Annotated in this window: 25 protein-coding genes and 3 pseudogenes; 19 read left to right on the top strand and 9 right to left on the bottom strand. The window is 56.5% G+C overall.

What is annotated here, in order from left to right:
* Positions 1 to 630: 630 nt before the first annotated feature.
* Positions 631 to 1,281, bottom strand: a complete 651-nt coding sequence (locus tag ACTF4R_RS17170; protein WP_440009093.1) for a helix-turn-helix domain-containing protein — start codon at positions 1,279 to 1,281, stop codon at positions 631 to 633.
* 862 nt (positions 1,282 to 2,143) lie between these two features.
* On the opposite strand from ACTF4R_RS17170, the gene ACTF4R_RS17165 reads away from it, so the two are divergent.
* Positions 2,144 to 3,052, top strand: a complete 909-nt coding sequence (locus ACTF4R_RS17165; protein ID WP_440009092.1) for a cation diffusion facilitator family transporter — start codon at positions 2,144 to 2,146, stop codon at positions 3,050 to 3,052.
* Positions 3,053 to 3,133: 81 nt separating this feature from the next.
* Positions 3,134 to 3,835 carry a hypothetical protein gene (locus ACTF4R_RS17160; RefSeq protein WP_440009091.1) on the top strand — a complete coding sequence of 234 codons (702 nt, stop codon included), beginning with the start codon at positions 3,134 to 3,136 and terminating at the stop codon, positions 3,833 to 3,835.
* Between the two features lie 195 nt (positions 3,836 to 4,030).
* On the opposite strand, the pseudogene ACTF4R_RS17155 reads toward ACTF4R_RS17160, so the two are convergent.
* A pseudogene (locus ACTF4R_RS17155) lies at positions 4,031 to 4,470 on the bottom strand (transposase); the annotation flags it as partial.
* 94 nt (positions 4,471 to 4,564) lie between these two features.
* Positions 4,565 to 4,966: a hypothetical protein gene (locus ACTF4R_RS17150; protein ID WP_440009089.1), complete on the bottom strand. Its 402-nt coding sequence runs from the start codon at positions 4,964 to 4,966 to the stop codon at positions 4,565 to 4,567.
* 139 nt (positions 4,967 to 5,105) lie between these two features.
* On the opposite strand from ACTF4R_RS17150, the gene ACTF4R_RS17145 reads away from it, so the two are divergent.
* The 5 genes from ACTF4R_RS17145 to ACTF4R_RS17125 all read left to right on the top strand — a co-directional run bounded on the left by ACTF4R_RS17145 (position 5,106) and on the right by ACTF4R_RS17125 (position 9,713).
* The gene (locus ACTF4R_RS17145; protein WP_440009088.1) at positions 5,106 to 5,312 is read left to right on the top strand and encodes a Sp36 family protein; all 207 of its coding nucleotides are present in this window, start codon (positions 5,106 to 5,108) and stop codon (positions 5,310 to 5,312) included.
* On the top strand, positions 5,309 to 6,325 hold the full coding sequence (locus ACTF4R_RS17140) for a DUF7972 family membrane protein (protein ID WP_440009086.1): 1,017 nt from the start codon (positions 5,309 to 5,311) through the stop codon (positions 6,323 to 6,325). Before ACTF4R_RS17145 ends, ACTF4R_RS17140 begins: the two co-directional genes overlap by 4 nt.
* A gap of 493 nt (positions 6,326 to 6,818) precedes the next feature.
* Positions 6,819 to 7,016 (top strand): Sp36 family protein, encoded by a 198-nt coding sequence (locus tag ACTF4R_RS17135; RefSeq protein ID WP_440009084.1) that lies wholly within the window; start codon positions 6,819 to 6,821, stop codon positions 7,014 to 7,016.
* Entirely contained in the window at positions 7,009 to 8,004 is a 996-nt protein-coding gene (locus ACTF4R_RS17130) for a DUF7972 family membrane protein (RefSeq protein WP_440009083.1), read from the top strand. Before ACTF4R_RS17135 ends, ACTF4R_RS17130 begins: the two co-directional genes overlap by 8 nt.
* 377 nt (positions 8,005 to 8,381) lie before the next feature.
* Positions 8,382 to 9,713 carry a hemolysin family protein gene (locus tag ACTF4R_RS17125; RefSeq protein ID WP_440009082.1) on the top strand — a complete coding sequence of 444 codons (1,332 nt, stop codon included), beginning with the start codon at positions 8,382 to 8,384 and terminating at the stop codon, positions 9,711 to 9,713.
* Between the two features lie 340 nt (positions 9,714 to 10,053).
* Here the strand turns inward: ACTF4R_RS17125 and ACTF4R_RS17120 are convergent, their stop codons facing one another.
* Positions 10,054 to 10,344, bottom strand: coding sequence for a CBS domain-containing protein (locus ACTF4R_RS17120; protein ID WP_440009080.1), 291 nt, complete (start codon positions 10,342 to 10,344; stop codon positions 10,054 to 10,056).
* 4 nt (positions 10,345 to 10,348) lie between these two features.
* Positions 10,349 to 10,684 (bottom strand): hypothetical protein, encoded by a 336-nt coding sequence (locus ACTF4R_RS17115; RefSeq protein ID WP_440009079.1) that lies wholly within the window; start codon positions 10,682 to 10,684, stop codon positions 10,349 to 10,351.
* Positions 10,685 to 10,861: 177 nt separating this feature from the next.
* Here ACTF4R_RS17115 and ACTF4R_RS17110 point away from each other — a divergent pair, with 177 nt between their 5' ends.
* Positions 10,862 to 11,182, top strand: coding sequence for a hypothetical protein (locus ACTF4R_RS17110; protein WP_440009078.1), 321 nt, complete (start codon positions 10,862 to 10,864; stop codon positions 11,180 to 11,182).
* Complete coding sequence (locus ACTF4R_RS17105; protein ID WP_440009076.1) at positions 11,183 to 12,310, top strand: hypothetical protein; 1,128 nt, start codon at positions 11,183 to 11,185, stop codon at positions 12,308 to 12,310.
* Between the two features lie 198 nt (positions 12,311 to 12,508).
* On the opposite strand, the gene ACTF4R_RS17100 is transcribed toward ACTF4R_RS17105, so the two are convergent.
* Positions 12,509 to 12,784: a HalOD1 output domain-containing protein gene (locus ACTF4R_RS17100; protein WP_440009075.1), complete on the bottom strand. Its 276-nt coding sequence runs from the start codon at positions 12,782 to 12,784 to the stop codon at positions 12,509 to 12,511.
* 822 nt (positions 12,785 to 13,606) lie between these two features.
* On the opposite strand from ACTF4R_RS17100, the gene ACTF4R_RS17095 reads away from it, so the two are divergent.
* On the top strand, positions 13,607 to 13,777 hold the full coding sequence (locus tag ACTF4R_RS17095) for a hypothetical protein (protein ID WP_440009073.1): 171 nt from the start codon (positions 13,607 to 13,609) through the stop codon (positions 13,775 to 13,777).
* 174 nt (positions 13,778 to 13,951) lie between these two features.
* Here the strand turns inward: ACTF4R_RS17095 and ACTF4R_RS17090 are convergent, their stop codons facing one another.
* Positions 13,952 to 15,007 (bottom strand): DUF7972 family membrane protein, encoded by a 1,056-nt coding sequence (locus ACTF4R_RS17090; protein WP_440009072.1) that lies wholly within the window; start codon positions 15,005 to 15,007, stop codon positions 13,952 to 13,954.
* 1,335 nt (positions 15,008 to 16,342) lie between these two features.
* Between ACTF4R_RS17090 and ACTF4R_RS17085 the strand changes: the two genes are divergently transcribed.
* The 7 genes and pseudogenes from ACTF4R_RS17085 to ACTF4R_RS17055 all read left to right on the top strand — a co-directional run bounded on the left by ACTF4R_RS17085 (position 16,343) and on the right by ACTF4R_RS17055 (position 21,689).
* A complete protein-coding gene (locus ACTF4R_RS17085; RefSeq protein WP_440009070.1) occupies positions 16,343 to 17,155 on the top strand; it encodes a basic amino acid ABC transporter substrate-binding protein in 813 nt (270 codons plus the stop codon).
* 25 nt (positions 17,156 to 17,180) lie between these two features.
* Positions 17,181 to 17,834 (top strand): annotated as a pseudogene (locus tag ACTF4R_RS17080) (amino acid ABC transporter permease); the annotation flags it as partial.
* The gene (locus ACTF4R_RS17075; RefSeq protein ID WP_440009069.1) at positions 17,831 to 18,580 is read left to right on the top strand and encodes an amino acid ABC transporter ATP-binding protein; all 750 of its coding nucleotides are present in this window, start codon (positions 17,831 to 17,833) and stop codon (positions 18,578 to 18,580) included. The pseudogene ACTF4R_RS17080 and the gene ACTF4R_RS17075, both read left to right, overlap by 4 nt.
* Complete coding sequence (locus ACTF4R_RS17070; protein WP_440009068.1) at positions 18,573 to 19,553, top strand: amino acid ABC transporter permease; 981 nt, start codon at positions 18,573 to 18,575, stop codon at positions 19,551 to 19,553. The genes ACTF4R_RS17075 and ACTF4R_RS17070 overlap by 8 nt, the downstream gene beginning before the upstream one ends.
* A gap of 233 nt (positions 19,554 to 19,786) precedes the next feature.
* Positions 19,787 to 20,461 carry a nucleotidyltransferase domain-containing protein gene (locus ACTF4R_RS17065; RefSeq protein ID WP_440009067.1) on the top strand — a complete coding sequence of 225 codons (675 nt, stop codon included), beginning with the start codon at positions 19,787 to 19,789 and terminating at the stop codon, positions 20,459 to 20,461.
* Positions 20,454 to 20,951: a DUF8154 family protein gene (locus ACTF4R_RS17060; protein ID WP_440009064.1), complete on the top strand. Its 498-nt coding sequence runs from the start codon at positions 20,454 to 20,456 to the stop codon at positions 20,949 to 20,951. Before ACTF4R_RS17065 ends, ACTF4R_RS17060 begins: the two co-directional genes overlap by 8 nt.
* A 132-nt stretch (positions 20,952 to 21,083) precedes the next feature.
* Positions 21,084 to 21,689, top strand: a complete 606-nt coding sequence (locus tag ACTF4R_RS17055) for a hypothetical protein (RefSeq protein WP_440009062.1) — start codon at positions 21,084 to 21,086, stop codon at positions 21,687 to 21,689.
* A gap of 198 nt (positions 21,690 to 21,887) precedes the next feature.
* Here the strand turns inward: ACTF4R_RS17055 and ACTF4R_RS17050 are convergent, their stop codons facing one another.
* Positions 21,888 to 22,160 (bottom strand): HalOD1 output domain-containing protein, encoded by a 273-nt coding sequence (locus ACTF4R_RS17050; protein ID WP_440009061.1) that lies wholly within the window; start codon positions 22,158 to 22,160, stop codon positions 21,888 to 21,890.
* 844 nt (positions 22,161 to 23,004) lie between these two features.
* Between ACTF4R_RS17050 and ACTF4R_RS17045 the strand changes: the two genes are divergently transcribed.
* Positions 23,005 to 24,396, top strand: coding sequence for an ATP-binding protein (locus ACTF4R_RS17045; protein ID WP_440009060.1), 1,392 nt, complete (start codon positions 23,005 to 23,007; stop codon positions 24,394 to 24,396).
* A 107-nt stretch (positions 24,397 to 24,503) separates the two neighbouring features.
* Here the strand turns inward: ACTF4R_RS17045 and ACTF4R_RS17040 are convergent, their stop codons facing one another.
* Positions 24,504 to 25,241 carry a hypothetical protein gene (locus ACTF4R_RS17040; RefSeq protein ID WP_440009058.1) on the bottom strand — a complete coding sequence of 246 codons (738 nt, stop codon included), beginning with the start codon at positions 25,239 to 25,241 and terminating at the stop codon, positions 24,504 to 24,506.
* A 258-nt stretch (positions 25,242 to 25,499) separates the two neighbouring features.
* Between ACTF4R_RS17040 and ACTF4R_RS17035 the strand changes: the two are divergent.
* Positions 25,500 to 25,814: pseudogene (locus tag ACTF4R_RS17035) on the top strand (LUD domain-containing protein); the annotation flags it as partial.
* Between the last annotated feature and the right edge of the window lie 64 nt (positions 25,815 to 25,878).

Here is a 25,878-nt window from a genome sequence, read left to right as displayed (position 1 = left end):
GATCGACTGCTCCATCCTTAGACCGACTCCCACGAGAGTCATCCTTATCGCCCCTGCATAGCTGGATTTCATCTGACCAGTACTTTGTTCTACTGCGGCTGGCACCGGACAACGGCAGTTTACTGTACTGTCCACAGCCAATTGAGAAGGAACAGTACCGACTTCGGAGACACATTATCGAATGGAACGTGGGCCGAGGGACGTTCCATCCTATGGTGTCGATGGTGATGTCGAGTGCGAATGGTAGGTGCTACCACACTCGACAGCTGTCTCTACAGTATTCCCCAGCAAAAAGCTACTTGCCTCACCCCGGAGAGACGATAGCTCACGGTGATGAGACACATTTCTGTCTTCCAAATGATCAGCAGAAACCGTGCTGAGAAACGTTCCCGCTGAGCGTCGGTCCCTTCACTGAAAGTTAGGGCCGGGAAAAAGCAGGCCACTGTTGCGCGGCTGGACAGACCAAAGGAGAACAGTCTCTCACTGGCAGACACAGGACCTGTGCTTCTCCGAGAACGGCAATCCACCTCTTTTCACTTCCGTTAAAGTCACTAATAAGTAGCAGCCGGTGTCCTTAGGAGAGAAAGCGGGAATCAAGCACTCTAGAGGCGTGACATATGGATGACTCTGTCAGAGACTCCGGTCTCTATCCTCTTTGAGGGAGGAATCAGACAGTACTTCCCGGATGATTCCCTCGGTGCCTCGCCGAAGACGCTCGGACATTGCCTGATGTGAGATACCAAGATTGTCGGCGAGCGATGACTGATCGATCGCTCGCGGGACCTCGTAATAGCCATGTTCAAGCGCTGTAACGAGAGCAGTTCGCTGGTCCTCGGTGAGTTCATACCGGACACGCTGAGCCCTATCGGCGTCGTAGATCCGCGAGACGTTCAGAGTGAACCCATGTTCTTTTGCGTACTGGCTCGTTGTTGAGATGCCTTTACGCTCAGGGAATAAGACACGGAGTGTCCATTGCTCGTCGTGCGCTGTTGCACGCTGGACGGTCGCGTCCTCTTCAAGCAGCATATAGCCGATGATCTGGGATTTGTCGACCCACTCCATCCGGTAGAGTCGTTCCTCTTCGAGATTAGCGAGCAGCTTGACATTTGCGACACTGGGATCGCTTTCGAGTGCCGTGGTCAGCGTCTCGAAATCACCCTCGGCTGCCCAGACGAACGGCATGACATGATCTGTATCACGAGCGACGACCCGATCGATTGTGAACACCATCTCGGACAGCTGGTCTAACGTTTCCGAGAGGGCGAACTCGCCGGCCGGCATACTAAATTCCACAATCGTACTCATAGAGATAGACATATCCTATACACCAATGGTAGTTTTGGGAGGCGAAGCCGTGGTGAGACCTGATGTGGCTGCGCGATTGGGTACTGATCGGTGGCGTACCGTTGCGACTCGTGACCGCCGTCGGACGGTGGGATTGGACTACAGATAATCGTCAGGAAGCCTGCCACCGTGGTCGTCCGGGAGGTCAGAGAGTGGAGTAACGGTGTCGAAGTGCGGGCCTTTCTGCACGAGATTCTCGTCTTGGTCCCAGGTGAGGATTCCCCGGTCGACTAAGGTCGAGAGGTCCGTGTGGCAGAATGTAAGGCGGAGTCGCGCCACATCCTCGTTAGCAGAGAGTGGATCGTCGTGCATCACATAGAGCGAGTGGGCGTCCAGCCACTTGAGGAGGAAACATTTTCACGGCAGAGTGAAATTGTAATGAACAGAGTGAATTTGGAGCGGGTTAGGTCCCCCAATAGTGTCCCATCGACTCCGGGATTGGCACCACGAATTCTGCATAGATCGATAGGAGGGTCCCGGGGGTAGTCTTCTTCCGTTTAAGCGGTAAACGGAAGTAGGTCGCACACCACCACTTCCAATGTAACCTCCCGCAATATCGACTCTCACTCCTGAAAACGGCAGGCCAGCGATCTATAAATCATATACTGCGATATCAAATATTGTACTCACAGTAGTTGAGACCGCTTTTCTCAATGCATACGTAGCCACAGTCTTGTGATGGGCCTCTTTGTTAGCCGAGGACCTTCAGTGGCGCTGAATAAAGTTTAGATTGAATCAAAAGTTCTCTTATACACGCCTAATGAGGTCTCTTATGAGGAAGTAGCAGTATCACCATACTATGGCGGACTCACGCGTGGCCTTTCTCAAAGTCTCTTGGGCCAATGTGCTATTAAATGCCCTCAAAATCGGTGTCGAGGGCGCACTCGGACTGCTTACGGGGAGCCTCGCACTCACCGCTGACGCAGCGCACTCCGTCGCTGACCTTCTCGCAAGCGGTGTCGTCTTGATCTGGGGCCGATCCGCCTTCGACGATGCTGATGACTCACATCCGCATGGACACAATCGGTTCGAACCGCTCTCTGCGCTCTTCGTTGGCGGCGTCCTCGTTCTTCTCGGACTCAAACTGTTGTACGATGCAGCTCACTCGATTCTTACTGGAGTCTCTGCCGAGTACAGTATCTGGCTCGTACTCGGACTCCTGTTCGCACTCGGTGACATGTATCTCTGTTACTGGTATACGCAATACAAAAATCAAGAACTCCAGTTACCAAGTCTTCGAGCGCTTGCCGCTGACAGCCTCAATGACCTCTATACCACAGGTGCAGCCCTTGTGGGCGTTCTGGGTATGGCTGTCGGCTACCCAATTTTTGACCCGATTGCGGGCGGCATTGTGAGTCTGCTCGTCATCCACCAAGGCGTAGACATCTCTCGTGAGAATATTCAGTACCTCGCTGATAGTGCACCACCCGAATCAGAACAGGAAGAAATCAAACAGCAGATTCGAGAGCACTCCGCCGTTCACGGGATTCACGATTTCGTTGCGTACTACTCCGGGCACATGGTCGAAGTCGAGTTCCATGCTGAAGTAGACAAAGATCTAACTGTGGTTGAGGCACACGATCTCGAATCAGATCTTCGCCAACGCGTCCGTGAGGTCGAATCAGTTTCAGACGTCCACGTCCATCTTGATCCCGCTGGACTCGGCGAATGGAAAGACGCTGATGATTCGGCAACTTCGCCCGCATGAGCTGTTCTCGATACTGCAAACTACAGTCCTTCTGTTGGGCAGTTAGACAGGCTCATCCCATATCGCAGCCACGATCTCGTAGTGACTGGGACCAGTGAATCCCAGCGTAGTGTGTTTCGCCGGATCGCACGCCGGCAGCACATTGAGTGGCCCAAATATAACTCCACGCCGCTATACGATCGTACCTCACTTGGTGGATTAGAATCGGACGTTCGAGTTGTCTCAAGTGTCTGGTTTACGCACCCGGACCACGACTCGATTGAAGAGTTCGTCTGCGAACTTCCGCTGGCCTATTTTCGCTTCGAGGCCCACGACTGCTACGAAAGTTCGACACGCTACGAGATGAATACCCTCTTTCGCGTGTTCGTGCTGAAAGAACTCCACGAGTGGAAACACGAAACAGAACTTCTGGAGTACCTTGAGAGCCGGACCACACTCTGCGAACGTCTAGAGTTAGGAACAGTCCCCGACCAATCGACGCTCTGGCGCACCTGGAACAAACGCTTCACGCGAGATCTCCAGGAAACGGTCCGGACAGCGGCTCGCACGATCCTCATCAAAGCTGCAAACGCGGATATCGCTGTGCCACGCGAACCAGACCGAAACCTTCTGGATCGAGGCCACGACGCTACTGAATCGGATCCTGACAATCAGGCCATTCTTGACAAGACAGGGACGATTACCAAGCACGTCAGTCGCGTCGTGTTCCCCGCGTTCTCGCTCAATCGTGGCGGTGGCTGTGAGATTCCCGAGAACGCTTACTGGGGTTACAGACCTACTTAGTTGAAGTTGAGACTACAGTGGCTTTAGAGGCTCTGTGATGCGTGGGATTGGACGAATTGGTGAGTGGGGACTGTTTCAAATCGTCTCTCAAGCACCCATTCTTGTTGTCGTCGCAATTGATTCGGTGATTTCTCCAGACTGCTACCAGCGTTGCCACTCAGCAACCGGGACGTTCGGTTGAACTGAGAGGGTTTTCTACCCGATTCCTGTCTCTTTCTTCAGCAGCGTCAGCGTGTTATTGGCCGTCACGATCGGCGCATGTTCGTACTCGCCGGTCAACTCGACTTGACGAGCAGGTCGACCGCTCGCCAGATCGAATACAGGAGACACGCAAACGCGAAGTAGAAAAACCGCAATACGAAATTCTTCGATGTCGTCGCGACCATAAACCGCTTGATGGACTTATAGCCGCTCTCAATCTCCCAGCGGTAGCCGTACTCAGTGAGGAATCCGCCACCTCGATACGACATAAACACCGAATACTGCTGGTGATCATCGTGCTCGGCGTTCTCTTTCCGTCGGTAGATCAGCATCGTCTGGTGCCACTCGTTGTTCCCGAGATGCAGTTTCCAATCGATCTCGTACCGGTCTTGGCCCCACTGGAGCAGTCGCTTCGCTTGAGCCTCCTCACTGGTACAATTGGGACAGCATTGCCGACCAATTGAACTGTCGCCCCCTGGCTAGTCCAGCCGTCGTCATATCGGCAGAGGGCACTCCCGACTTTCGAGTCTAGAAGAGTTTGTTCCCACCGGTAGCAACCGTACGCCTTTCCACGACTGTCCCGTTGACCGCATTCACTGCGACGATCGTTGCGTTCTGATTCGTGGGGAGATACATCGTCACACTCGTCTGCCCACTATCTACCATCGTCGAGTCGAACGTACTCCCGCTTTCGGCGATCACGACGAGTTGCGTGACGCCCTTCGTCGTGGTTGCTGCCGACGTCAACGTCACCGTCGTCGCGACACTCTTGCTGGCCCAGGGCTCGGTCACCGAGAGTCGCTCGAACACTGTCGACTCGGTCGTCTCTACCGTGACTGTTGGGCTGAGCGTCAGACAGCCGCTCCCAATAACCAGCCCAAGCAGGGCTATCGTGGGAACGACCCGGCGGCGTGAGAGAGTGCCGGTCATTAATTGTCCTCTTCGGTGCCCGAGTGCTTGAGCGTTACACTGTTGGGCGTCCAAGCAGCCCATATTGCCGATCCGGAAATATTCCCTCCATCTCGGTGGTAGAGCGGGATATAGAGGGCTGCAGTACTTACTAGTAGTGATGTCCGAATCAGAAGCGACCCGCTGGGAGTACGAGACGCTTCGCCCGCCGCGCGGTGAGACGAAAAAAGAAGCAGAGGATCCGAAAGCAGAGTTGAATCAACTCGGTGCAGAGGGCTGGGAGTTTGTGGAGACGATCGACTATGAGGGGGGCGGCACCAAGTACCTCGTTTTCAAGCGACCTGCCCAATCGAGTGAGCCAGTATGACTGACGAGACCGACATCAGTACGGCCAACACGATGCGTGAGCGCTCGGGCGAGAGTCGGATAAAACTCTGGTTGCTGCTGCGTGCGAACCGCCTTCTCGTCTCCAGTGTCCTGACCAGTGCCGTGTTCGTCGTATTCGTGATCGCCGTTGCTGTCCTCTATCCACCGTTTTCACGGCAAATCGAGTCCGGCGACATGATCGACACGATGTTTTCGACGATGATCACGGTCATCGTGACTGGGACGACACTCGTCGTCACGATCGGTCAGCTCGTCCTCTCCCAGGAGAACGGCCCGCTCGGCGATCAACGCGAGCGTATGGCCAGTTCAATGGATTTCCGGGACTATACTGAAGAATTAATCGGGTCTCCGAGTCCTGCCGATCCATCCGAATTCCTTCGGCAGATCATCGGAATCACGGCACAACGGACTACGGCTCTTCGAGAGTCTATTGACAAAAATAATGATGAGAACCTCCAAGAAGAGGTCGGTGAATTTGCTGAAAGCGTTACTGGGAACGCTGACACGGTACGTGACCAACTTGAAGGTGCGCAGTTCGGCTCGTTCGACGTGTTATTCGCCGCACTGAATTTCAATTATAGCTGGAAAATCTTCCAAGTTGAACGTCTCGCGAACGAATACGAAGAGAGCCTCGATGAGGAAGAATACGGCTTGCTTGACGACCTTAAAACAGCGCTGTCTCTTTTTGGTCCGGCGCGCGAGCACATCAAGACGCTGTACTTCCAGTGGGCACTCATCAACTTGTCTCAGATGATTCTCTATGCTGCCGTCCCAGCATTGGCCGTTGCGGGTATCATGGTCGCAATCGTCGATGCGGGGACGTTCCCGGGAAGCACACTCGGTTTCGATCACATCATCCTCGTCGTCGGCGGTGCGTTTGCGGTGACGCTCGTTCCATTCATGCTGTTCGTCTCGTATGTCCTTCGCATCGTCACCATAGCGAAACGGACACTTGCCATCGAGCCGCTGATCCTCCGCGAATCACAACGCTAAAGCGTTACAGCTCCGCTTGGCGCTCGTATAGGATTTTTGTTCTATTGTTCCGTCCTGACAACCGGTAACATGGGCTGCATGGACAGCCCTGGCTGTGCGTCGGGCCGTCCCCGCGAACCAATCACCCGACGACTGGTTCTCCCAGTAGTCACCGACCGGGTACGCCTCTTCGGGAGTGGTAACGCTGTCGCGTCGGCGGCTGACCGCCGTCGACAGCGATGAGGCTCCATCGATCTCCTTGTGGTAACCCTGTCAACTGTGATGGTGCAGCCGATCCGACGCAGAACTCAAGCCTCAGACACGGTTGGATGTGGACGCTTCATGAGGTACTAAAAGTGGATTTCCGGATCAGCGAGATTCATACTCGGAGCTACCTGAGACTCATGATTGTGATAGACGACGATGCACGAGCACGCCGCTCCGTTCTCAGCCATTGTACGACGGGGAAACAGCCAGTCAGCAGAGTCATCACCGTGGGAGCTGATATCAACTCATGGGTACCGAAATGCACCAGCAATGGGAATACAAGACACTCGAACCGCCAAAGGGATTGACCAAGCGAGAGACGGTCGATCCAACAGACGAACTCAACCGCCTCGGTGCAGAGGGCTGGGAACTCGCGGAGACGATCAGCTACGACGGTGGCGGCACGAAACTACTGCTGTTCAAACGCCCAGTATCTTATGAGTGACCTCTCGACGGACAACACGCTACGTGAGCGGACGGACGTCAACAAGTACTGGTTCTGGTTGCTGCTCGGGGCCAACCGGTGGGTCGTCGCCGGCGCGCTCGCTTTCCTGATCTTCTTCGTGTTCATGATCTGGGGCGTGATGAAGCCGGTGTCGTTGCACTCAACCATGCAGTCGAGCGACATGATCGAGACAGTATTCGCCGGTCTCGTCGGCGCGATCATCACCGGAACGACGCTCGTCGTCACGATCAATCAGCTCGTCCTCTCCCAGGAAATCGGCTCGCTCGGGAGCCAGCGCAGTCGGATGGACATGACGATGGATTTCCGCCAGAACACCGACAGCCTCCTCGGAATGATCACGCCTGCCAATCCCGCGGCGTACCTCAGCGAACTCATTGAGACAAGCGAACAGCGAGCGACGGCTCTCCGGGAAACACTCTCCGAAACCGAGGACGAAGACCTCCACGAGAAGGTGGACACATACGTCGATGATCTCCTGGAAAACGCCAACCACGCTCGCGATCACCTCGAAGACAGCGATTTCGGCACCTTTGACGTCTTATCGCCCGCCCTTGACTACAACTACGATCAGAAGATGTACGATGTCCGCCGACTCGGGATGGAGAACGAGGACGACCTCACGAACGAGCAACGAGGCGCGTTCAGAGACCTCTTGGAGGCGCTCACAATGTACGGGCCAGTCCGCGAGTACATCAAGGACCTCTACATCCAGTGGGCGCTGGTGAAACTCTCACGAGCCATCCTGTACGCCGCAGTGATTGCACTCACCGTCGCTGGGGGGATGGTCGTCTTCGTCGATGCGACGACGTTCTCTGGCACGTTCCTCGGCATCGAGAGCGTTCTCTGGGTTGTTAGCGCCGCATTTGCCATCTCAGCGCTGCCATTTCTCCTGTTCACATCCTACATCCTGCGGCTCGCGACGCTCGCCAAACAGACGCTCTCGATGGGACCGCTAATGCTCAGCTAACCTCCTACCAGATTCAAATACGGGTCACGCTGGTCGCCCACGTAGTCCGCGAAGGAGCTTTCCCTGGAGTTCGAACGCACGAAGCACGCCTCGAATATCGTCGGCGATGGGAATGACGCGCCACAAGTGCGAGATAGAGAGTTTCTCTTCAGCAGGACCCGATGCTGATTTGCCTACTGAATGTCGAGGCCCCATGTTCGCAGGCAGTCGGCGGAACGAGGGGGACTGTATATGGCCTCTAGATCCACGGGACCAGTTCAGTACTGACAGCAGTCGGTTACCCGCGAATCATTTATAAATAGGATTTTAGTGAATGGGGCGGGATGCATAGATATGAACACACTCCAATCGAACGGCAGTACTTTCCGGGAGCACCGATGGTAAACGTCGCGCTCTCGGCGGCACAAATCGTCTTAGCGCTATTTCTCGTGGTTCTTAACGGCTTTTTTGTCGCTGCAGAGTTCGCCTTCGTTCGGATTCGGGGGACATCGGTTGACCAGCTCGTCGAGGAGGGGCGGCCCGGCTCGGGAACGCTCCAAGAAGTGATGACGAATCTCGACAACTACCTCGCTACGACGCAACTCGGAATCACCATCGCATCTCTCGGGTTGGGATGGGTCGGCGAACCCGCAGTGGCGGCGCTCATCGAACCCGTACTGGAATCGGTTCTCCCGGCGGATCTCATCCATCTCGTCGCGTTCGCAATCGGCTTTAGTATCATCACGTTTCTCCACGTCGTCTTCGGTGAACTCGCGCCGAAGACGATCGCAATTGCCAAGACCGAGCGACTCTCGCTATTCCTCGCCCCGCCCATGAAGGCCTTTTATTTCATACTCTATCCGGGAATTGTCGTCTTCAACGGGGCGGCCAACGCGTTCACGAAGTCGCTCGGTGTGCCACCCGCTTCCGAAACGGATGAGACACTCGGTGAGCGGGAACTCCTTCGGGTACTAACACGATCCGGCGAGGGCGGGGACATTGACGTGGCAGAAGTGACGATGATCGAGCGCGTCTTCGATCTTGACGATACCGTGGTACGGGAGGTCATGGTCCCACGACCGGACGTGGTGAGCGTTCCGGCGGATGCCACACTATCTGAACTTCATTCGATCGTCTTAGAGGCCGGACACACGCGCTATCCGGTTCTGGATGCCAACGACGGTGACCAAGTGGTCGGATTCGTCGATGTCAAGGACGTGCTGCGAGTAGAGGTGGACAATGGGGATGCCGAGATGGTCGGTGACATCGCCCGTGAGATTCTCATCGTCCCGGAGACGATGGCAATTAGCGATCTCCTGATACAGTTCAGGGAGGATCGCCAGCAGATGGCCGCAGTCATCGACGAGTGGGGAGCGTTCGAGGGGATTGCAACGGTTGAAGACATCGTGGAGGCCCTCGTCGGAGACCTTCGAGACGGGTTTGACCTCGATGAGCGCGAACCCTCGATACGCCAGCGTGACGATGAAGGGTACGACATTGACGGAGGAGTCCAATTGTCGAACGTTAACGATGCTCTGGCTGGGGACTTCGAAAGCGAGGAGGTCGAAACGATCGGTGGACTGGTGCTCGGGCAACTCAACCGCGCGCCAGAACCTGGCGACCGCGTCGAGGTCGACGGTCACGTCGTTGAGGTAACGAGCGTTGAGGGGACCCGAATTTCGACGGTATGGGTCCATGAAAAAGATCTCGATGACCCAGCGGTGGACTGAGTGGGAGGATGGACTTGATCGTTTGGTCTGTTCGGCTTCTCGCCGTTATCTAGTGTTGTTCGTTCTCTACCGGTCTGATTGGTAGTCGTTCATCAATCGAATCAACAATTGAGGCATCCTGAATTCCAGCGGTGGAACCAGATCTGCGGTAGAATCCATCTACTTACCAACTGATTCAATCAAAGAGAGTTGAAACAAGGCACCCGCGGTCTTTTCGAAGCTATCGACGAGTCGAGCGACCTGACGATCGCTGTTGATGCTACTACCGATCCGGACCACTCTACTCTTTGAGACAGGTGCGTTTCTGCGCCGGTGATGGGTGCCGGCGCTCTGAGCAGGATCAAGCGAACACTGACCAGAGCGGCGGCGCAGTGAGGTATCCGAGATGCATATGGAACAGCTCGAAAATATCGTGATCAGGATCGACAAACTTCGGCGACGTATTCAACGCAATCTTCACCGATGTCTCCTCGACACTCACATCCTCCATCGATTTCACGTACCTCGCAATCGACTTGTACGTAACAACGCCCTCAATTCCGTACTCGCTCTCCACCGGGAGCTGATCAAAATCATTTTCCAGCATAATCTCCAACGCAGTTTGAATCGAATCGTCGATATTGACCGTCACTGGCTCATCTGGCGACGCGGATGTACTTCTTTGCCGCACCGGTCGTCCGGCTCTCCGCTGCATCAAGATAGCGGCTTACTTTCGTCAGCTTCCCATTTCTATCCAACTTATCGACGATCTTCGAGAGTGTCTTAGAGTTCTTGGCCGCCTTCGTCGCCTGCTGGCCAGTAACCATCGACAACACGTAGTACGACCCGTAGCCGATGTACCAGTTCTCTTTGAACTTGTTGTAGAGTTTCGGCTGAGTTTGTTTGTTGTACGGATTGTTGCGGTCCTGTTTCTCCCGGATGTTCTTGACGACCTGATTCGACGACCGCTCACCAGCAGGCCCAGCACGCACACTACCACTGCACGCCCGCCGATTCGGAGTCGTCGACGATGACCGTCACCGAGTACTCGAGTAGCGACGCGCCCTCGAAGTGTATCGGCATGCTCACCACCATCGCCCGCCTCCCCCGGCTCTCCACGCCGCCAACCGATGACGCCCCGACACCAACAGCATCGGAGATGTCCGCCAATGAGTAACAACCCCACCACTTCCGGAGAAGACCCCCAGCAGAGCGACCCTGACAAGTCCGAGCCCGACGCCACGGCGACTAGCGACGACCACGACCAGCCGCCGTATCGCGACCCTGACCGCCTCCGAGCAGTCTACGAGCAGGAGGAGACGATTGCCGCGACGGCCACCCATTTCGACGTCTCCGATAGGACCGCGCGGACGTGGCTGATCCGCCACGACCTCTTCGACCCCGACAGCGACGGCATCCCCGCACCGTACAGACGGCTGCAAGCGCTCGAGCCCGACGATGTCGGCCTCCCACCACTGGGGGAACGATAGATGCCCGCAACCACTCAAACGACACAACAGTCCCAGACAGAACCCCGTCGGAAAGACGTCCAGAAGACGTTCTGGACCGACAGCAACGGCGACACCAAGCTCGCCGCGCTCGCCGCGCTCAACGACTGCTCGCAGGGCGCGCTCGTTCGCAACCTTGTCGATGAGGCGTTCACCGAAGCGTTCGACGACCTCGACCCAGCACACATCGAGCACGGCCGTGTTTCTGTCGAGGACCTCCAGGCGCTCGCGAACGGCGAGACGACGATCGAAGAACTCGATGTAGAGTCCGACCCCGACACATCGATAGCGGAGTACGAGCCCGACTCGTACTATCTCACGGTCACGCCCGACGACCTCGCCGAGCCTGGCCCAGAACTTGATTGGGAAACGCTCCGGGATGCAGTCAAAAATCCCGAGGACGGCGGCTACTGGAACGACGACCTCGAAATCCACGAGAGCCGCGTCGGCGAGGACACACTGAAGGCCAGTCATCGGCCCGCCGCCAGGATTCTCACTGGTCTAGCGCGCTCACGTGCCTACGAGAACGGCGTCGTTCCCCGGGAGACGATTGACGACCTCGTCGACACCTACTGTCTCCACCTCACCAACCGTGTCGCAGACGCCGAGCAGGAACGTGGCGAGGAGCACATTCGCGAGACGTACACGAACCTCGTCACCGACCAGCTCTACGAGAATCCGAGTCCGACCGCCGATTCGTACTACTGCAGCAAGGACGCCCTCCAGATGAGGCTGCAGACGGAGCTAGACATGGCGCAGTCTGTCGCCGAGCGTGCCGACATCATCACTGACTTCGACGCCTGGAAATTGACTGACGACGCCGACGACGACGATGAAACCAACGAGTTGCGCGATAAGTGGGAGCGTGATCTCGCCCGCTGGCTCAAAGACATCGCTCGCGCAAAACAGACTGGCCGTACGTACGCCACGGAACTCCGTCGTGGCGACTACGAAATCGACCACGCCGACGAGAGTATGACCGCGTTCGACGCAGTGCACGCTCGCCTGCACGACGCGCTCGAGGCAGTCGACGACTTGCCGGCGGATGTGAAGACCGATCTCATCGATCGGCTCGACGACGCCGTTGTCACCGCCATCGCTGGCGACTAACCGAGGAACGACGACAGCAGCGTTCGCCCGAGTGCCCGTAGCGTCAGCGTTCGTCAATAGAACGCAGTCTCATCAATGAGTACTCAGAGCGCATCGAACGGGCATCGATGAGCGACGTCTAAATAGACGTTTCGCTGGACAGAGTCACAACGTAAGAATTCGACTGGATTCGTTGGTATGAACGGCAGGTGACGACGTCTATTTGAGAGGGTCGATGACTCGGACCTGAATGTCGTCGTTGGCCTGCGAAATGGAGACAGTGACATCGTCGATGTCGAACTCGATAGAGAGACCGGTGGTTTGCTGGCAGCTGAAGAGCGTATCGAGTGCGTCAGGGGCGATCACATCGTAGAGCCTGAACTCGCTGTCGTGCGGATCGATGCCACTGTATTGTTCGAGCGCTTCAATCACGGCTACGCTCGCACAAGAACCATATGAACAGTCAGCCGGCTTCTTGGCGGTTGTAGCGTCCATTACGTATACTCCATTGGTCCCTGACGCCTATAAGAGTGTTGTCCCCTCTTCACTATATTCCAAACAGACTATTTGTTGATGTCTATATGTCCGTATTTTACCGCCAAGACAAGCGATACGCGATTACTGATAACCGCTGGTGGTGATTTCCTTGACGAGTCTGAAGAAAAGTATCCAGAGAAGAACGGGAGTGATATCACTCGCCGGGTGTCTGCAGCAACCGGGACACCAGCTGTCGAATGAAATCCACGCTCACCTCCCCGAGACACCCCCGATAACGAGTGATATCACAATCAGCGCTATTGTTCTCGTCCACGCTCCGCCACTGACCCATAGGACCGATAGAAGCAATAGGAGACGCTCACCCCAACAAATCGTCGATTGCACGCAGACTAAGAAACCACACGTAGAGCGGCAGTGTCGTGCCGTTCCGGACTCCCCTTAGTCGTCCGTCACTCCAACGGCTGTCGTACGGACATCTAACGTCACAAGCCGTATAAAGATTCCTCATATAGACAATTGTATTAAATTTATCTACAAGGGAATCAGCACGTGATTACCACCGATAGTACTGCAAACGACCGTGATCTACGGGAAATTATACCCCTGCCACGGGGGTGTAGGTGGCGTCTCTGGGACGACGAGAACACCCGGGGTTGTGATATCACTGGCATCGAGAGGACTATCGCCGAGCAATGAACCGCCCGGAGTGTATCTCAGTTTGATCTCGATTAGTAGAATGTACTAACGAGTGTGGGAAATGAGGTTGACCAGCCATTGCAGCCCGTGAGGTTTTCCGTCTCTATACCTGCAGCACCATGTGTGGCTGGACTGATTCAACGAACGGCACAGGCGGTCGATGATCTGCGGCAGTCGATATGGCATGAATCGAGTCGCGGCGAGAAGGTAGTGATCGCTATCGTGCTTCTGATTACTGGATTGGCCATCCCGGTGATCCCGATCGTCTGGATCGCCCGGATTATCGCCAACTGATCAGTGGCTGCGAGCGGAGTGAGGGACGACCCGTATGACCTCGACATCCCAACGGAACCACCAGAAACTCGAAATGTATTCGGCCAGTTATTTTAATCCGGCCAAGCCTTACTACGACTTCACTTGATCGAATTAAACTCTGATTAGTTACCGCGATTTATTGTGATTAATTTGTCAATATGAGTCACCACCGTTTAGAATGAATGGACCAGCCGCAAGCGTCTTGATAGCTATTGTGGATGTTCGGAGTATGTATGCTGAAAACAATGCGTACGGGGCCAACCCCACGATGTAGGAGAATCCGACAAACCAGATGATCGATGGGGTGCCGAAGAGAGAGAACTCTGGTATTAGTCCTGCACTGAGTGCAAGCATCGCATATGTGATGAATACAAGGGTAGGAAAGGAGATGATAAGCAATCCGCGAGAGAGGTTTGCCAGCTCTCGCTTGAAGTAGAGTGTCTTGAAATACTCCCGACCGATCGTGAAATATTTGAGCGTTGTAATAAGCTCGTCAATCTTCTCCTGCTGGCTATCCGTAAGCGTCTCTTTGTGTTCAACCTGAAGTTGACGGATGCTATAGACTTGTCGTGAGTAATCATACTGAATTCCAACGAACAGCACCTCTGCCGTCCCAAATTCCCCCTTCTCCAAGCGGCCTTCAGCATTTTTAACCTGTTTCTCGATGTCGTATCTCACTTCCCTGATTTGATTATAAAGTGCTGAGTTATCGTTTGAGATGCTACTGTAAAGTTCTTGTACGTCGGTTTGGATCGCGTCGAAAATCACCTGAAGGAACGCTGCCGGGCGAGCGGGACTGACATCTGCATCGGTTTGTTCTTTGACCGAGTCACGAAAGGAGAATGTTTCATCGATCTCCTCTTCTTGATCACCGAGTGAAGTAATTTCCTGTGAAAGAACGATCGAATTCACCGAGACAGCGATGGATACGAGCAGAATAATTCCACTAAAAAGCGCGATAATAATTGTCTGAATCACCTGCCCCTCCGTAAATAGGTTTGCGAGTTCGTCCGTCCAGGCCACACCAATTCCGACGAGTCCAATACCGGTGAGTATCACGGCAACCGCGGAGACGACCCACCGATTTCCGTTGATTAGTATCCAACGCACCAGTGGGTTCCCCTCGACTGAAAACAGACCTGCTTCTAAGTCGCCTAGTCGCTGATCGCCCTGTCCAGCAGACTCGGTATCCGTGTCTCTAGTCGGCATGAGATAGCTACGACAGCGTGTGAGAAAAACATGGGTGAGAGCCCGGTCGGGATCAACGGTAGGTAACTCTGCTTCGGTTGTGAACCTCAGTTGTTGAGACTGTAAAGAGGACCAGCCAGTGAGGTTACGTCGATCACGCGATCGCGGGATGTCTCGGGTTTAACAGGGCCCAAAGACGTGACCGTACGAATGCACCGAACTTCTGTTTGATCGCCGAATCGTGAGACTGGTTTTCGTCGCGTCACGGTTGAGGTCTACCGAGTCACCGGACTGACGCGTTCGGTGCCAGTGTCGAACGAGACAAAGCTGACGACCGATTCACGAGCGTGAACAACGATCTTACCGCGGCGACTGGGCCTCGGCATGTTGGTGCCGGCCGCCGTCCACCGTGACACACGACACGGTGGAACGCTCGGTGCTGCATCGGACGTGGTGGTCGGCCGACGCGAGTGATATCACTCGACGGGTGGCAGCAGTCGCCGGGACACCACGTGTCGACTGAAATTGACGCTCACCACCCCGAGACACCCCCGGTCGTGAGTGATATCACAATCAGCGCTATTGTTCTCGTCCACACTCTGCGACCATCCATGGGGCCGGTGGAAACAACACGGGACGCTCACGCCAGCTAGCCATCGCTTGCACGCAGAACGAGAAACCGCACGCAGAGCGGACAGCGAGTGCCGTTCCGGACTCCCTGTGGTCGTCCGTCACTCCAATGGCTGTCGTACGGACGTCTAGAGTCACGAGCAGTACAAAGGTTGCTCGTATAGACGATTGTATTAAATTTCTATACACGGGAATTAGCACGGGATTTCGACTGGTATTCCTGCAACCGACCGTGGGCAGCGGTGCAATACATCCCCGTCCCGGGGGGTTGTTGGCGTCTCTGGGACGACGAGAACACCCGGGGATGTGATATCACTGAAACCGGGGAGCTGTCGCTGAGAAGTTAAACGTCCAGAGAGTACTTTTGGCCCGGGTTAGTAGAATACACTAACAGATGCCGCTTGCGATGATGGATCGAGAGTGAAATAGCATGACAGGAGAGAGGCAAAAGGACGTCGAACACTTGTGGCGACGACGCTGGGGTCCTACGAGGCCGAGACCGCGGACGGGCCCAGTAGGGCCGACGCGGCCGCCGGCTATCCAAGCAAGTAAAAACGAGATCAAATATTCCGAGAGAGTCCAATACCCGTCGATTTCCTGCTGACGCCGGTTCGCTTTGTTCCGAAGTGCTCTTGCAAATAATCTTGAATCTCACCATCTATTTCAGTTTTGAACGGGAACGTGAGTGAGAAAGGTTCAAAAGCATCCTATTCCTCCTTTGGCGGTATGAAACGCAGAACGTCTGTCGATATGGACCGTCGTGCCTACGTGAAGGTCGTTGGGGCGAGCGGCGTTGCTGGCTTGACTGGAACCGCTGGCTGTCTGGGCAGTATCACTGGTTCCGGCGGCAGAAGCAAGAAGTTGACCGCCGGGACCGCGCCCGGATTCCCTCCGTTCGAGATGAAGCAAGGCGGCGAACTCGTCGGGTTCGACATCGACCTGCTGGAAGCGGTCGTCTCGGAGAGCGAGTACACGCTCTCGGGCTGGGAGGAGTTCGAGTTCAAGGGGCTCATGCCCGCGCTCGGAAGCGATAAAATCGACGTTGTTGCGGCCGCGATGACGATCAACGATAAGCGCGACAAGAAGATCGACTTCTCGAACCCCTACTATACCGCCGACCAGACCATTCTCGTGCGTAAGGGCGGGAACTTCTCGCCGTCGAAACTCGGCGACCTCTCGGGCCACCCCATTGGCGCCCAGAAAGGGACGACTGGCGAGGGCATCATCAAGGACGAGCTCCTTTCGCCGGGGAAGCTCAAGCAGTCGAATTACAACTCCTACGGAAGTTACGTGCTGGCGGTCGAAGACCTCGTCAACGGCAACATCGACGCCATCGTCGTCGACAAGCCGGTTGCCCAGACGTTCCGGAGCAAGCGAGACGTCTCCATCGCGTTCACGCACAAGACCGGCGAGCAGTACGGCTTCGGCGTGCGCGATGGTGCCAGCGACGTCCAGAAGGCACTCAACAGCGGCCTGAAGGCGGTGCGCGACAGCGGCAAGTACACAGAGATCCGCAACAAATGGTTTAGCGACTCGTAGAGCCGTGTTGACTCCACTGCTGTCGAGCGACTTGGCGTTCGTATTCGACAACGTCCCGTACCTGCTGGGCGGGACGGTGCTGACCGTCGCGCTGACTGCCGCCAGCATCTTGCTCGGTTTGCTCGTAGGGTTCCCTGCGGGGACCGTCGAGGTGTACGGAGGCCGGTACGCCAGTGGTGCAGTCGAGACCGCGGGTGTCGTCCTTCGAGGAACGCCTATCGTCGTCATCCTGTTGTTCGCCTACTTCGGGACGCCGATCGAGAGCGCGTTCCTCGCTGCCGTCCTGGGGCTCGGGCTCCGGAGTGCGGCCTACCAGTCGCAGATTTTCCGGGGTGCGATACAGAGCGTCGACGAGGGCCAGATGGAGGCCGCCCGCGCCGTCGGGATGTCACGGCTGCGGGCGATTCGCCACGTCGTCGTTCCGCAGGCGCTTCGCCGGTCGATTCCGGGCTTCCAGAACGAGTTCACCATCGTCCTCAAGGACACAAGCGTTGCGTTCGCTATCGGCCTCTCGGAGCTGCTGACACGGAGCAATGATTTGTTCGTCCAGAACACCAACGCCGTGCTGGAGGTCATCCTGTTCGCCAGCGCGGTGTACTTTGTGCTGACGTTCGCCACGAACCGGACGCTGGACTACGTCGGCCGCATCTTTGCGATTCCAACTGGTGATTCCACATGAGTTTACTACGCGTCGAGAACCTCTCGAAGAGCTACGGTGACGAGCGCGTCCTCCGGGACGTGAGTTTCGAAATGGGACAGGGCGACGTCGAGGTCGTCGTCGGCCCGAGCGGGAGCGGGAAGTCGACCCTGTTGCGGTGCGTCAACCGCCTCACGGAGGTCGACGCGGGAGACATTTACCTCGACGGCGAACTCATTACGGGACCCGACGTCGACGTGAACGAACTCCGGCGGAACGTCGGGATGGTGTTCCAAGACTTCAACCTCTTCGAGCACCTGACCGCCCGCGAAAACATCACGCTCGGGCTCCGCCGAGTCAAGGGACTCTCGAAGGGGGAGGCCCGGGAGAGAGCCGACGAGCACTTGGAGATGGTCGGCCTCGCAGCCCAGGTCGACTCCTATCCGGCGGAGCTGTCTGGCGGTCAGCAACAGCGGGTCGGCATCGCCCGGGCGCTGGCGATGGAGCCGAAGCTGATGCTGTTCGACGAGCCGACGAGCGCGCTTGACCCTGAACTCATCGGCGAAGTGGTCGGCGTGATGCGTAAACTGGTCGAGCGCGGCATGACGATGCTAGTAGTCACCCACGAGATGGGGTTCGCGAGGTCGGCCGCCAGCACCGTCACCTTCCTCGAAGATGGCGCTATCGTCGAACGCGGGCCGCCCGAACAGTTGTTCGAACACCCCGAGCAGTCCCGGACCGAGGAATTCCTCGGTCGGCTCAGCGTTGCCCACGGCGACCATGAGTGACGCGACTCGGCGCGCGAGAGCTCGCGCGTACTGGCGCCCGAACGAACTCCGCCAGTGGCTCGGCGTTGCGGCGGCCGCGCTGTTCTGGGGCTGGCTTCTCTTCCGGTGGGCCAACGACTGGCTGCTGGACGGGGCCGTCATTTCGTCCGGCCAACCGCTAATCCCGGCGTCGACGTTCGCCAGCGTCGCCGAATCGATGGCGGCAACTGCCGACGCCCTCGGCGTCCTCGGCTGGCCACTCGCGCAACTCGGGGGGTTGTTCTCGTTCCTCGCGACCGGCGCGTCGGCGCTGCCCGCGCTAGCGCAGGGCGCGTGGCTGACCGTCCTGCTAACGGTCACCAGCATCGTATTTGGGTTCGTCCTCGCAGTCCCTCTCGCAGTCATGCGCGTGTACGGCGACCGAACCGCCTGGCTCTCGCTCGGCTACACCGAACTCATCCGCGGGACGCCGCTGCTCGCCCAACTGTTCGTGCTCTACTACGGCATGGGGCTGTCGTCGTGGATACGCGAACTACCGCTCGTGGGTGTCGGCTTCGTCCCGGGCCAGGCCGTCTGGATCGCTATCATTGGCTTCACCATCAACGGCTCTGCCTACCAGTCCGAGTACATACGGGCAGCCATCGAGAGCGTCGACTCCGGACAGCTGACTGCCGCCCGCGCCGTCGGGATGTCGAAACTCACCGGAATCCGGTACGTCGTCCTGCCCCAAGGGCTCCGCTACGCGATACCCGGCTGGTCGAACGAACTCGTCTACCTCATCAAGTACTCGTCGCTAGCGGCGTTCATCACCGTTCCCGAACTGTTCGAGCGCGCCGACGCCATCGCCTCCGAGACGTTCGAATTCACGACGATGTACGCCTTGGCCGCGCTGCTCTATCTCGGTCTCGTCCTCTCGGCGTCGAAGCTGATGTCGGTCGTCGAGCAGCGGGTTGCCATTCCCGGCCTCGGCAACGTCGAGGGGCGAGAAGGGTAGCAGGGCGGCCGTCCGGTTGGAGTGGACGAATCGATGCTGGGCAGTCCGGCGGCGGCATCCACGTATCACACGCCATCCTCTCTGCCGCGTGACATCCTCCCCGCGCTAAAGGACGAGGTTTTAGCGCCTGTTACTTGGATAAGATAGCATCGATTGAATCGCCTCCATGGGGTAGTCGGTGTATCTCCGCTGCTTATTTATATGTCGTTGCGTGATATCAGATAGTGTCTGAAATGGCGGGACAAGATGTAACGATCTGCATCGATGCATATCCAGACACCGATGTGTTTCGCATCGGGGCAGCAGACGAGATCCTCCGGCTGCTAGCCGATGCCCATGAATCGGAGTTTACAATTCCCGAGCTTGTTGACGCGACAGACGTCACTCGGTCGACGGTCTGGCGGGCTGTCAACCTGCTCGACAGTATCGGTGCCGTTCGGGTCCGAGAGACACCACAGCGAAACTATGTCGCTATCAATCCGGAGCGCCTCCGGAAAGATGATCCAGTCCTTGCGATCGAACAGTCAGAATTCCATGCACCGGTGCGAGCGTTCATAGACCACGTTCAAGAAGAGATCGCTGACGCTGACGATGTCGACACTATCCTCGGCATCGTTGTCTTTGGCAGTGTCGCTCGGGGCGAGGCAGATCGGCAGAGCGATATCGATCTGTTCGTCGTCGTTGACGGCGACCGGACGAGTGCTCGACGTATCGTGACAGACGTCGTTGCCGACCTCGGTGAGAAACGATTCGAGGGGGAACGTTTTGAATTTGAACCGTACGTCGAATCGGCGGAGAGCGCACGGCGAGCCGGATCACAGCTCCGCGAAATCTTCACGGAGGGAATTACAGTGTACGGCAGTGATCAACTGCAGTCACTCCGGAAGAGGGTGTTCACCAATGAGTAGTACACAGATCGAACAGCTTATCGACGACGTACAGGCCGCATTTGACCGGCGACCCACCACGATCGAACCGGGACTCGATGTTGCAGATGCAGCACTCCTGCAGCTACGGAAGGCGTGTCGATTGCTTGCCGGTGCCGAGGCGCTCCAAGATGCAGACTACTACACACTCGTCATCGAGGCGTCGTTCGTCGCGATTGAACGGACAGTCGAGTTCCGACTGCTTGAGCGAGGGACGATGCAGCCGGATAATCTTCCGGGAACACATGCGGGTGTGTATCGAGAAGCGGCCACAGCGGGCGTCTTTGCCGAATCAACTGCCGACGATCTCGCAGATCTCTGGCGCGACCATCGAGCAAAAACATATTACCAGGATGGGCTCGCCACAGCGGACCGTGCCAAAGCGATATATGCACTCGCCCGAGAGATTCATGCCTTTGTCGTCGGGCGATCGTCGCAGGGCCATGAGTGTCGCTGTGATGAAACAGGGTGAGAAGACTCTATTCGATCGGCCACGTTGCCAGCGACGTCGGCTGATCGCGGCGGTCACCAAGTGGAGAGAGGACGATAGAGTTCAGTCTGAGGGCTCAGGTCGGTGTGACCAAGAGGAAGCGGGCCCGTACAGTTGTTCGTCAGTGCTGTCAGCGTACGGCATTGTCTCAGGCGTTTCGAGGAATTCGAGATAGAGGCCCACTCGACGCGACAATTCACCAATCACGTCACGGACAACGAGCAGGAACGTGGCGAGGAGCACATTCGCGAGACCTACACAGACCTCGTCACGAACCAGTTATACGAGAATCCGAATCCGACCGCCGACTCATATTACTGCAGCAAAGACGGTCTCCGGACACGCCTCCATGCGGAACTCGACACTGCCTACTCTGTCGCCGAACGTGCCGGCACCATCACCGACTTCGACGCCTGGAAGCCGACTGACGTCGACGAAGATGACGAGAATGAATACCTGCACGAGGAGTGGCAACGTGATCTCGGCCGCTGGCTGACCGATATCGCGCGGGCAAAACAGACTGGCCGCATGTACGCGACTGAACTCCAGCGAGGCGACTACCAGATCGACCACGCCGATGAGAGTATGACCGCGTTCGACGTGATGCACGCTCGCCTGCACGACGCGCTCGAAGCGGTCGACGACCTGCCAGCGGATGTGACGACCGATCTCATCAACCGGCTCGACGACGCCGTTGTCGCCGCCATCACTGGCAACTAATCGAAGAAAGACGACGACGGCGTTCGCCCGAGTGCCCGTAGCGTCAGCGTTCGCCAATAGAGCACAGTCTCCCTGATGAGTACTCAGACCGCATCGAACGGGCGCTGATGAGCGACGTCTAAACAGACGTTTCTCTGGACAGCGTCACATAGTAAGGATTCGACTGGATTCGTTGGTGTGAACGGCAGGTGACGACGTCTATTCGGCGTCGATGACTCGGACCTGGATGTCGTCGTTGGCCTGCGAAATGGAGACAGTGACGTCGTCGATGTCGAACTCGATAGAGAGACCGGTGGTTTGCTGGCAGCTGAAGAGCGTATCGAGTGCATCAGGGTCGATCAGATCGTAGAGTCGGAACTCGCTGTCGTGCGGGTCGATGCCGTTGTATTGTTCGAGCGCTTCAATCACGGCTGCGCTTATACAAGAGCCATATCTGCAGTCAAGCGGTTTCTTGGCAGTTGTAGATGCCATTGTCTGTACTCGCTTTAGTCTCTGTCGTGCATAAGAGTGTTGTTTAGTTTGTACTATAGTCTCTGGACTATATGTTGGTATCTCTCCGGTCAAGTTTTAGCGCGAACACTGCTAACCAGTGAAGGTGATTTTCTGATGAGTCTAGAGAGAAGTATCGAGATAAGAAAAAGAGTGATATCACTTGCCGGGTGCCAGCAGCCGCCGGGACACTGAGTGTCCAGTGAACTCGACGCTCACCAGCCCGAGACACCCCCGGTCGTGAGTGATATCACAATCACCGCTGTTGTTCTCGTCCACACTCTGCGACCATCCATGGGGCCGGTGAAAACACCACGGGACGCTCACGCCAACTAGCTATCGCTTGCACGCAGAACGAGAAACCACACGCAGAGCGGAAAGCGAGTGCCGTTCCGGACTCCCGGTGGTCGTCCGTCACTCCAATGGCTGTCGTACGGACATCTACCGTCACAATCCGTATAAAGATTGCTTGAATAGACAATTAGATTAAGTTTCTATACCCAGGAATTAGAACGGGATTTCGACTGGTATTCCTGCAACCGACCGTGGTCAGCGATGCGTTCCAGCCCCCTCCCAGGGTGGTGCCGGCGTGAGTTGGACGACGAGAACACCCGGGGTTGTGATATCACCGCTCGCGGTGAGATCGGGATGAGTGAGGGGCCCGATGTTCTCACGCCACCCCGAGGTTAGCAGAACATACTAGCGAGCGCGGAGGTTGCATGTATCGAGAATCCTGAAATCTGGGCACCGTTAGTAAAATCACGATTAGTAAAATCACGATTTAGATAATCGGCACTACTATCTATCACCGGCGTGTAGTCGCTGTATGGCACATCCGCGGTTTGTGAATCGCGAATCGGAGCTCGATATGTTACGGTCGCGGTTCCAAAATGAGACGGCTGAGCTGATCGTTGTATATGGTCGGCGTCGGCTGGGGAAGAGCGCGCTCGTTCGCGAGGCGATACGCGACGAAGAGACGGCGGTCTATTGGCAGGCGACGGAGGAAACGCCAGACGCACAGCTTGCGAATTTTGTTGAGACAGCGCGCGATGTCGTTCCGATTGTAGATGACATCCAGCGTGACTGGGAAGCGCTCCTCCGAACACTTGGCCGAGAGGATGCAACTGTTGTTCTTGACGAGTTTCCGTATCTGATTGAGTCGGACGATGCACTGCCGTCGAAGATTCAGCGGGTCTGGGATATGCATCTCGAGGAGACGGGGATGACGCTTGTGTTGGTTGGATCGTCGATTAGCGTGATGGAAGAGAAAGTGCTCGGCGGTGGCAGCCCGCTGTATGGTCGCCGGACAGGTGTAATTGACTTACCGCCACTCTCGCTGGCGGATGCCCGGCAGTTCTATCCGAGTGCTGATCCAGAGACAACGATTCAGTCGTGGGGTGTCTTCGGTGGAACACCCTACTACTTGCGAGCGCTCACACCGTCGAAGTCACTGGCAGAAAACATTCAATCGCATGTTCTCTCTGAACATGGCGTCCTGCATAATGAGCCCGAGTTCCTGCTACGGACGGAGTTCGGGATTCGCGAGCCACAGACCTACTATACGATTCTGCGTGCAATTGCGACTGGCAAGCGGGCGGCAAACGAAATTGCGGATTTTGCTGGCGTCGATTCGAACACGCTTGGGTCGTATCTCTCGAAACTTCGGCGGCTGCGATTGGTTGAGCGCGATATTCCCGTGACGGCGAATCCGAATTCGACACGGAAGAGCCGGTATCGACTGCGAGAACCGCTCTTCCGGTTCTGGTTTCGATATGTCTATGGCCAGGAGGACCAGCTTGTCCAGCTCGGCGATGATGCGTACGAGCAACTGGTCGCGCCGACGTTCACGGACTACATGGGGTCGATGTTCGAAATCATCTGCCAGGATGCGCTTCCCTCACTGATACCGAAAACGTACCAGGGAATCGGCTACTGGTGGCACCAGCAGCATGAACTCGATGTCGTTGGCCTCGCAAGTGATGGAACGCTTGTCGCAGGCGAGTGCAAGTATACGTCACGCGAGATGACAGAGGGCGATCTCGCCGATCTTGAGCGGAGTGCAGCACAAATCCGCTGGACGCCAGACAACGGGACGGAGCCAACATACCACTACTGTTGTTTTAGCCGCTCTGGCTTTTCAGACGGGCTTCGAACCGCCGCAAATGACCGTGACGATCTCTCGTTGTTTGACCCCAGTGATATTGTTCAAGGCACTTAGTGAACTACTCTGCCCTGCTCGCTCGCTTGTGGTCGCTCGGTGAGGGTGGAGCTTCCTATTTCCAGAACGCACTGGGCAGAACCATCGTAGTATACGAAGTCACGGAATCAGGACTCGGTTTCATCCTGATTGTCTGACTCAGGGTGGACAGTGTCCTCGTTCTCGGAGGGGCCAGCTGCCTCAGATGGCTCCGCCGCCGACGGCGAGTCGTTAGTTTCCTCGGTGATCGAGCCGGTGGATGCGCTTGCGTCCGAGCCAGCGGCCGCACTGGCGTCACTCTTCTCACCAGGCGACGGCTCGACTCCACCATTCTCGCTGTCGTTCTCCGTCTCAGGAGAGATATCATCGTCGCTGCTCGTAGGTCCGGCTGCTTCTGATGGCTCGGCTGCCGACGGCGAGTCGTTGGTTTCCTCGGTGATCGAGCCGGTGGATGCGCTCGCATCCGACCCAGCAGCTGCTGACTGCTGGCTGCCGTCCTCATTTCCTTCAGGCGGATTTGTATCCAGTTCGTCGGTTTCCTCCGCGGCTTCGGTCTGGACGTCCGCAATCTCTATTTCTGTGTTGGCTTCTTCTTCGTTGATGACCGCGTCCAACGTCTCACGGTCTGTGATTGTGTCGAGTCCGTTTGCACTGATCTGTGACTGAAGGGCTTGGACATCAATAACGGATGCAACGTTTTGTCTCTCCGTACTCGATTTGAGTGCACGTTTGACGATGACGTACCCAAGAGCGGCAGCACTCCCGGTGGCGACCGCGCCAGGGATTCCGTAGCGCTTGTATCCCGCCTTCAGTGCTTTCTTTCCGAGGACGAACTTCGCTTGACTTTTCAGCGAAAACTCGCTCATAGCATTGGCCTTCTTTTCGCTGTCCGGCAAAGAACCGGGGCTGCATTTACAAGCCTACTATACCGAGAGAGCTCAGAATCGGGGCGTCAGCGGTAAGCCCCCGAGGAAGTTGATGAGCCGTGACATGACTTTGCGTCCATCGTCGGTGCATCCCCGACGGCGTGCCGGAAGACACCGACTCACTTGGCGCACTTGGGCCGAACGTCGAACCGACGGACCCTGTCCGCGAAGTAGTGCTCTACCATGCAGACGCGTACGCTCGAAGAGAATAGCTACGAGATCCTGGAGTACGTCTACGGCCTCTTCCACGAGGACCCGTCGCGGATGGAGTCCCTCCGTCACGCCGATGGTGAACGGCTTGCGTACCATAGCCATTGCCAGCAGCGCACACTCGGGCTTGAGACGTATACTACACAGGTTCTTTCCGATCTCGGGTTCGACGTGACGACGTCGGACGTCGAGTGCTGTGGCATGGCGGGAAGCTTCGGCTACAAGCAAGAGTATTACGAACTCAGTATGGACGTTGGTAAGGAACTGGGCGAGCAGTTCGCCGACGAACCAAGGGCACATCGACTGTGTCACCGGAGAGTTTGCGGGTTGCTCTAAATCTTTATCGTCCACTATTGCATACAGCGAA

Origin of the sequence: Halomicrococcus pelagicus (assembly GCF_051917725.1) — an archaeon.
GTDB lineage: Archaea > Halobacteriota > Halobacteria > Halobacteriales > Haladaptataceae > Halomicrococcus.
The sequence above is the reverse complement of the archived record's forward strand: the minus strand, read 5'-3'. Positions and strand labels throughout refer to the sequence as shown.

Bases quoted from the DNA above. Each gene is read 5' to 3' on its own strand.
- ACTF4R_RS17170 (WP_440009093.1), bottom strand. From the start codon at position 1,281: ATGCCGGCCGGCGAGTTCGCCCTCTCGGAAACGTTAGACCAGCTGTCC.
- ACTF4R_RS17165 (WP_440009092.1), top strand. From the start codon at position 2,144: ATGGCGGACTCACGCGTGGCCTTTCTCAAAGTCTCTTGGGCCAATGTG.
- ACTF4R_RS17150 (WP_440009089.1), bottom strand. From the start codon at position 4,966: ATGACCGGCACTCTCTCACGCCGCCGGGTCGTTCCCACGATAGCCCTG.
- ACTF4R_RS17145 (WP_440009088.1), top strand. From the start codon at position 5,106: ATGTCCGAATCAGAAGCGACCCGCTGGGAGTACGAGACGCTTCGCCCG.
- ACTF4R_RS17140 (WP_440009086.1), top strand. From the start codon at position 5,309: ATGACTGACGAGACCGACATCAGTACGGCCAACACGATGCGTGAGCGC.
- ACTF4R_RS17135 (WP_440009084.1), top strand. From the start codon at position 6,819: ATGGGTACCGAAATGCACCAGCAATGGGAATACAAGACACTCGAACCG.
- ACTF4R_RS17130 (WP_440009083.1), top strand. From the start codon at position 7,009: ATGAGTGACCTCTCGACGGACAACACGCTACGTGAGCGGACGGACGTC.
- ACTF4R_RS17125 (WP_440009082.1), top strand. From the start codon at position 8,382: ATGGTAAACGTCGCGCTCTCGGCGGCACAAATCGTCTTAGCGCTATTT.
- ACTF4R_RS17110 (WP_440009078.1), top strand. From the start codon at position 10,862: ATGAGTAACAACCCCACCACTTCCGGAGAAGACCCCCAGCAGAGCGAC.
- ACTF4R_RS17105 (WP_440009076.1), top strand. From the start codon at position 11,183: ATGCCCGCAACCACTCAAACGACACAACAGTCCCAGACAGAACCCCGT.
- ACTF4R_RS17100 (WP_440009075.1), bottom strand. From the start codon at position 12,784: ATGGACGCTACAACCGCCAAGAAGCCGGCTGACTGTTCATATGGTTCT.
- ACTF4R_RS17090 (WP_440009072.1), bottom strand. From the start codon at position 15,007: ATGCCGACTAGAGACACGGATACCGAGTCTGCTGGACAGGGCGATCAG.
- ACTF4R_RS17085 (WP_440009070.1), top strand. From the start codon at position 16,343: ATGAAACGCAGAACGTCTGTCGATATGGACCGTCGTGCCTACGTGAAG.
- ACTF4R_RS17075 (WP_440009069.1), top strand. From the start codon at position 17,831: ATGAGTTTACTACGCGTCGAGAACCTCTCGAAGAGCTACGGTGACGAG.
- ACTF4R_RS17070 (WP_440009068.1), top strand. From the start codon at position 18,573: ATGAGTGACGCGACTCGGCGCGCGAGAGCTCGCGCGTACTGGCGCCCG.
- ACTF4R_RS17065 (WP_440009067.1), top strand. From the start codon at position 19,787: ATGGCGGGACAAGATGTAACGATCTGCATCGATGCATATCCAGACACC.
- ACTF4R_RS17060 (WP_440009064.1), top strand. From the start codon at position 20,454: ATGAGTAGTACACAGATCGAACAGCTTATCGACGACGTACAGGCCGCA.
- ACTF4R_RS17050 (WP_440009061.1), bottom strand. From the start codon at position 22,160: ATGGCATCTACAACTGCCAAGAAACCGCTTGACTGCAGATATGGCTCT.
- ACTF4R_RS17045 (WP_440009060.1), top strand. From the start codon at position 23,005: ATGGCACATCCGCGGTTTGTGAATCGCGAATCGGAGCTCGATATGTTA.
- ACTF4R_RS17040 (WP_440009058.1), bottom strand. From the start codon at position 25,241: ATGAGCGAGTTTTCGCTGAAAAGTCAAGCGAAGTTCGTCCTCGGAAAG.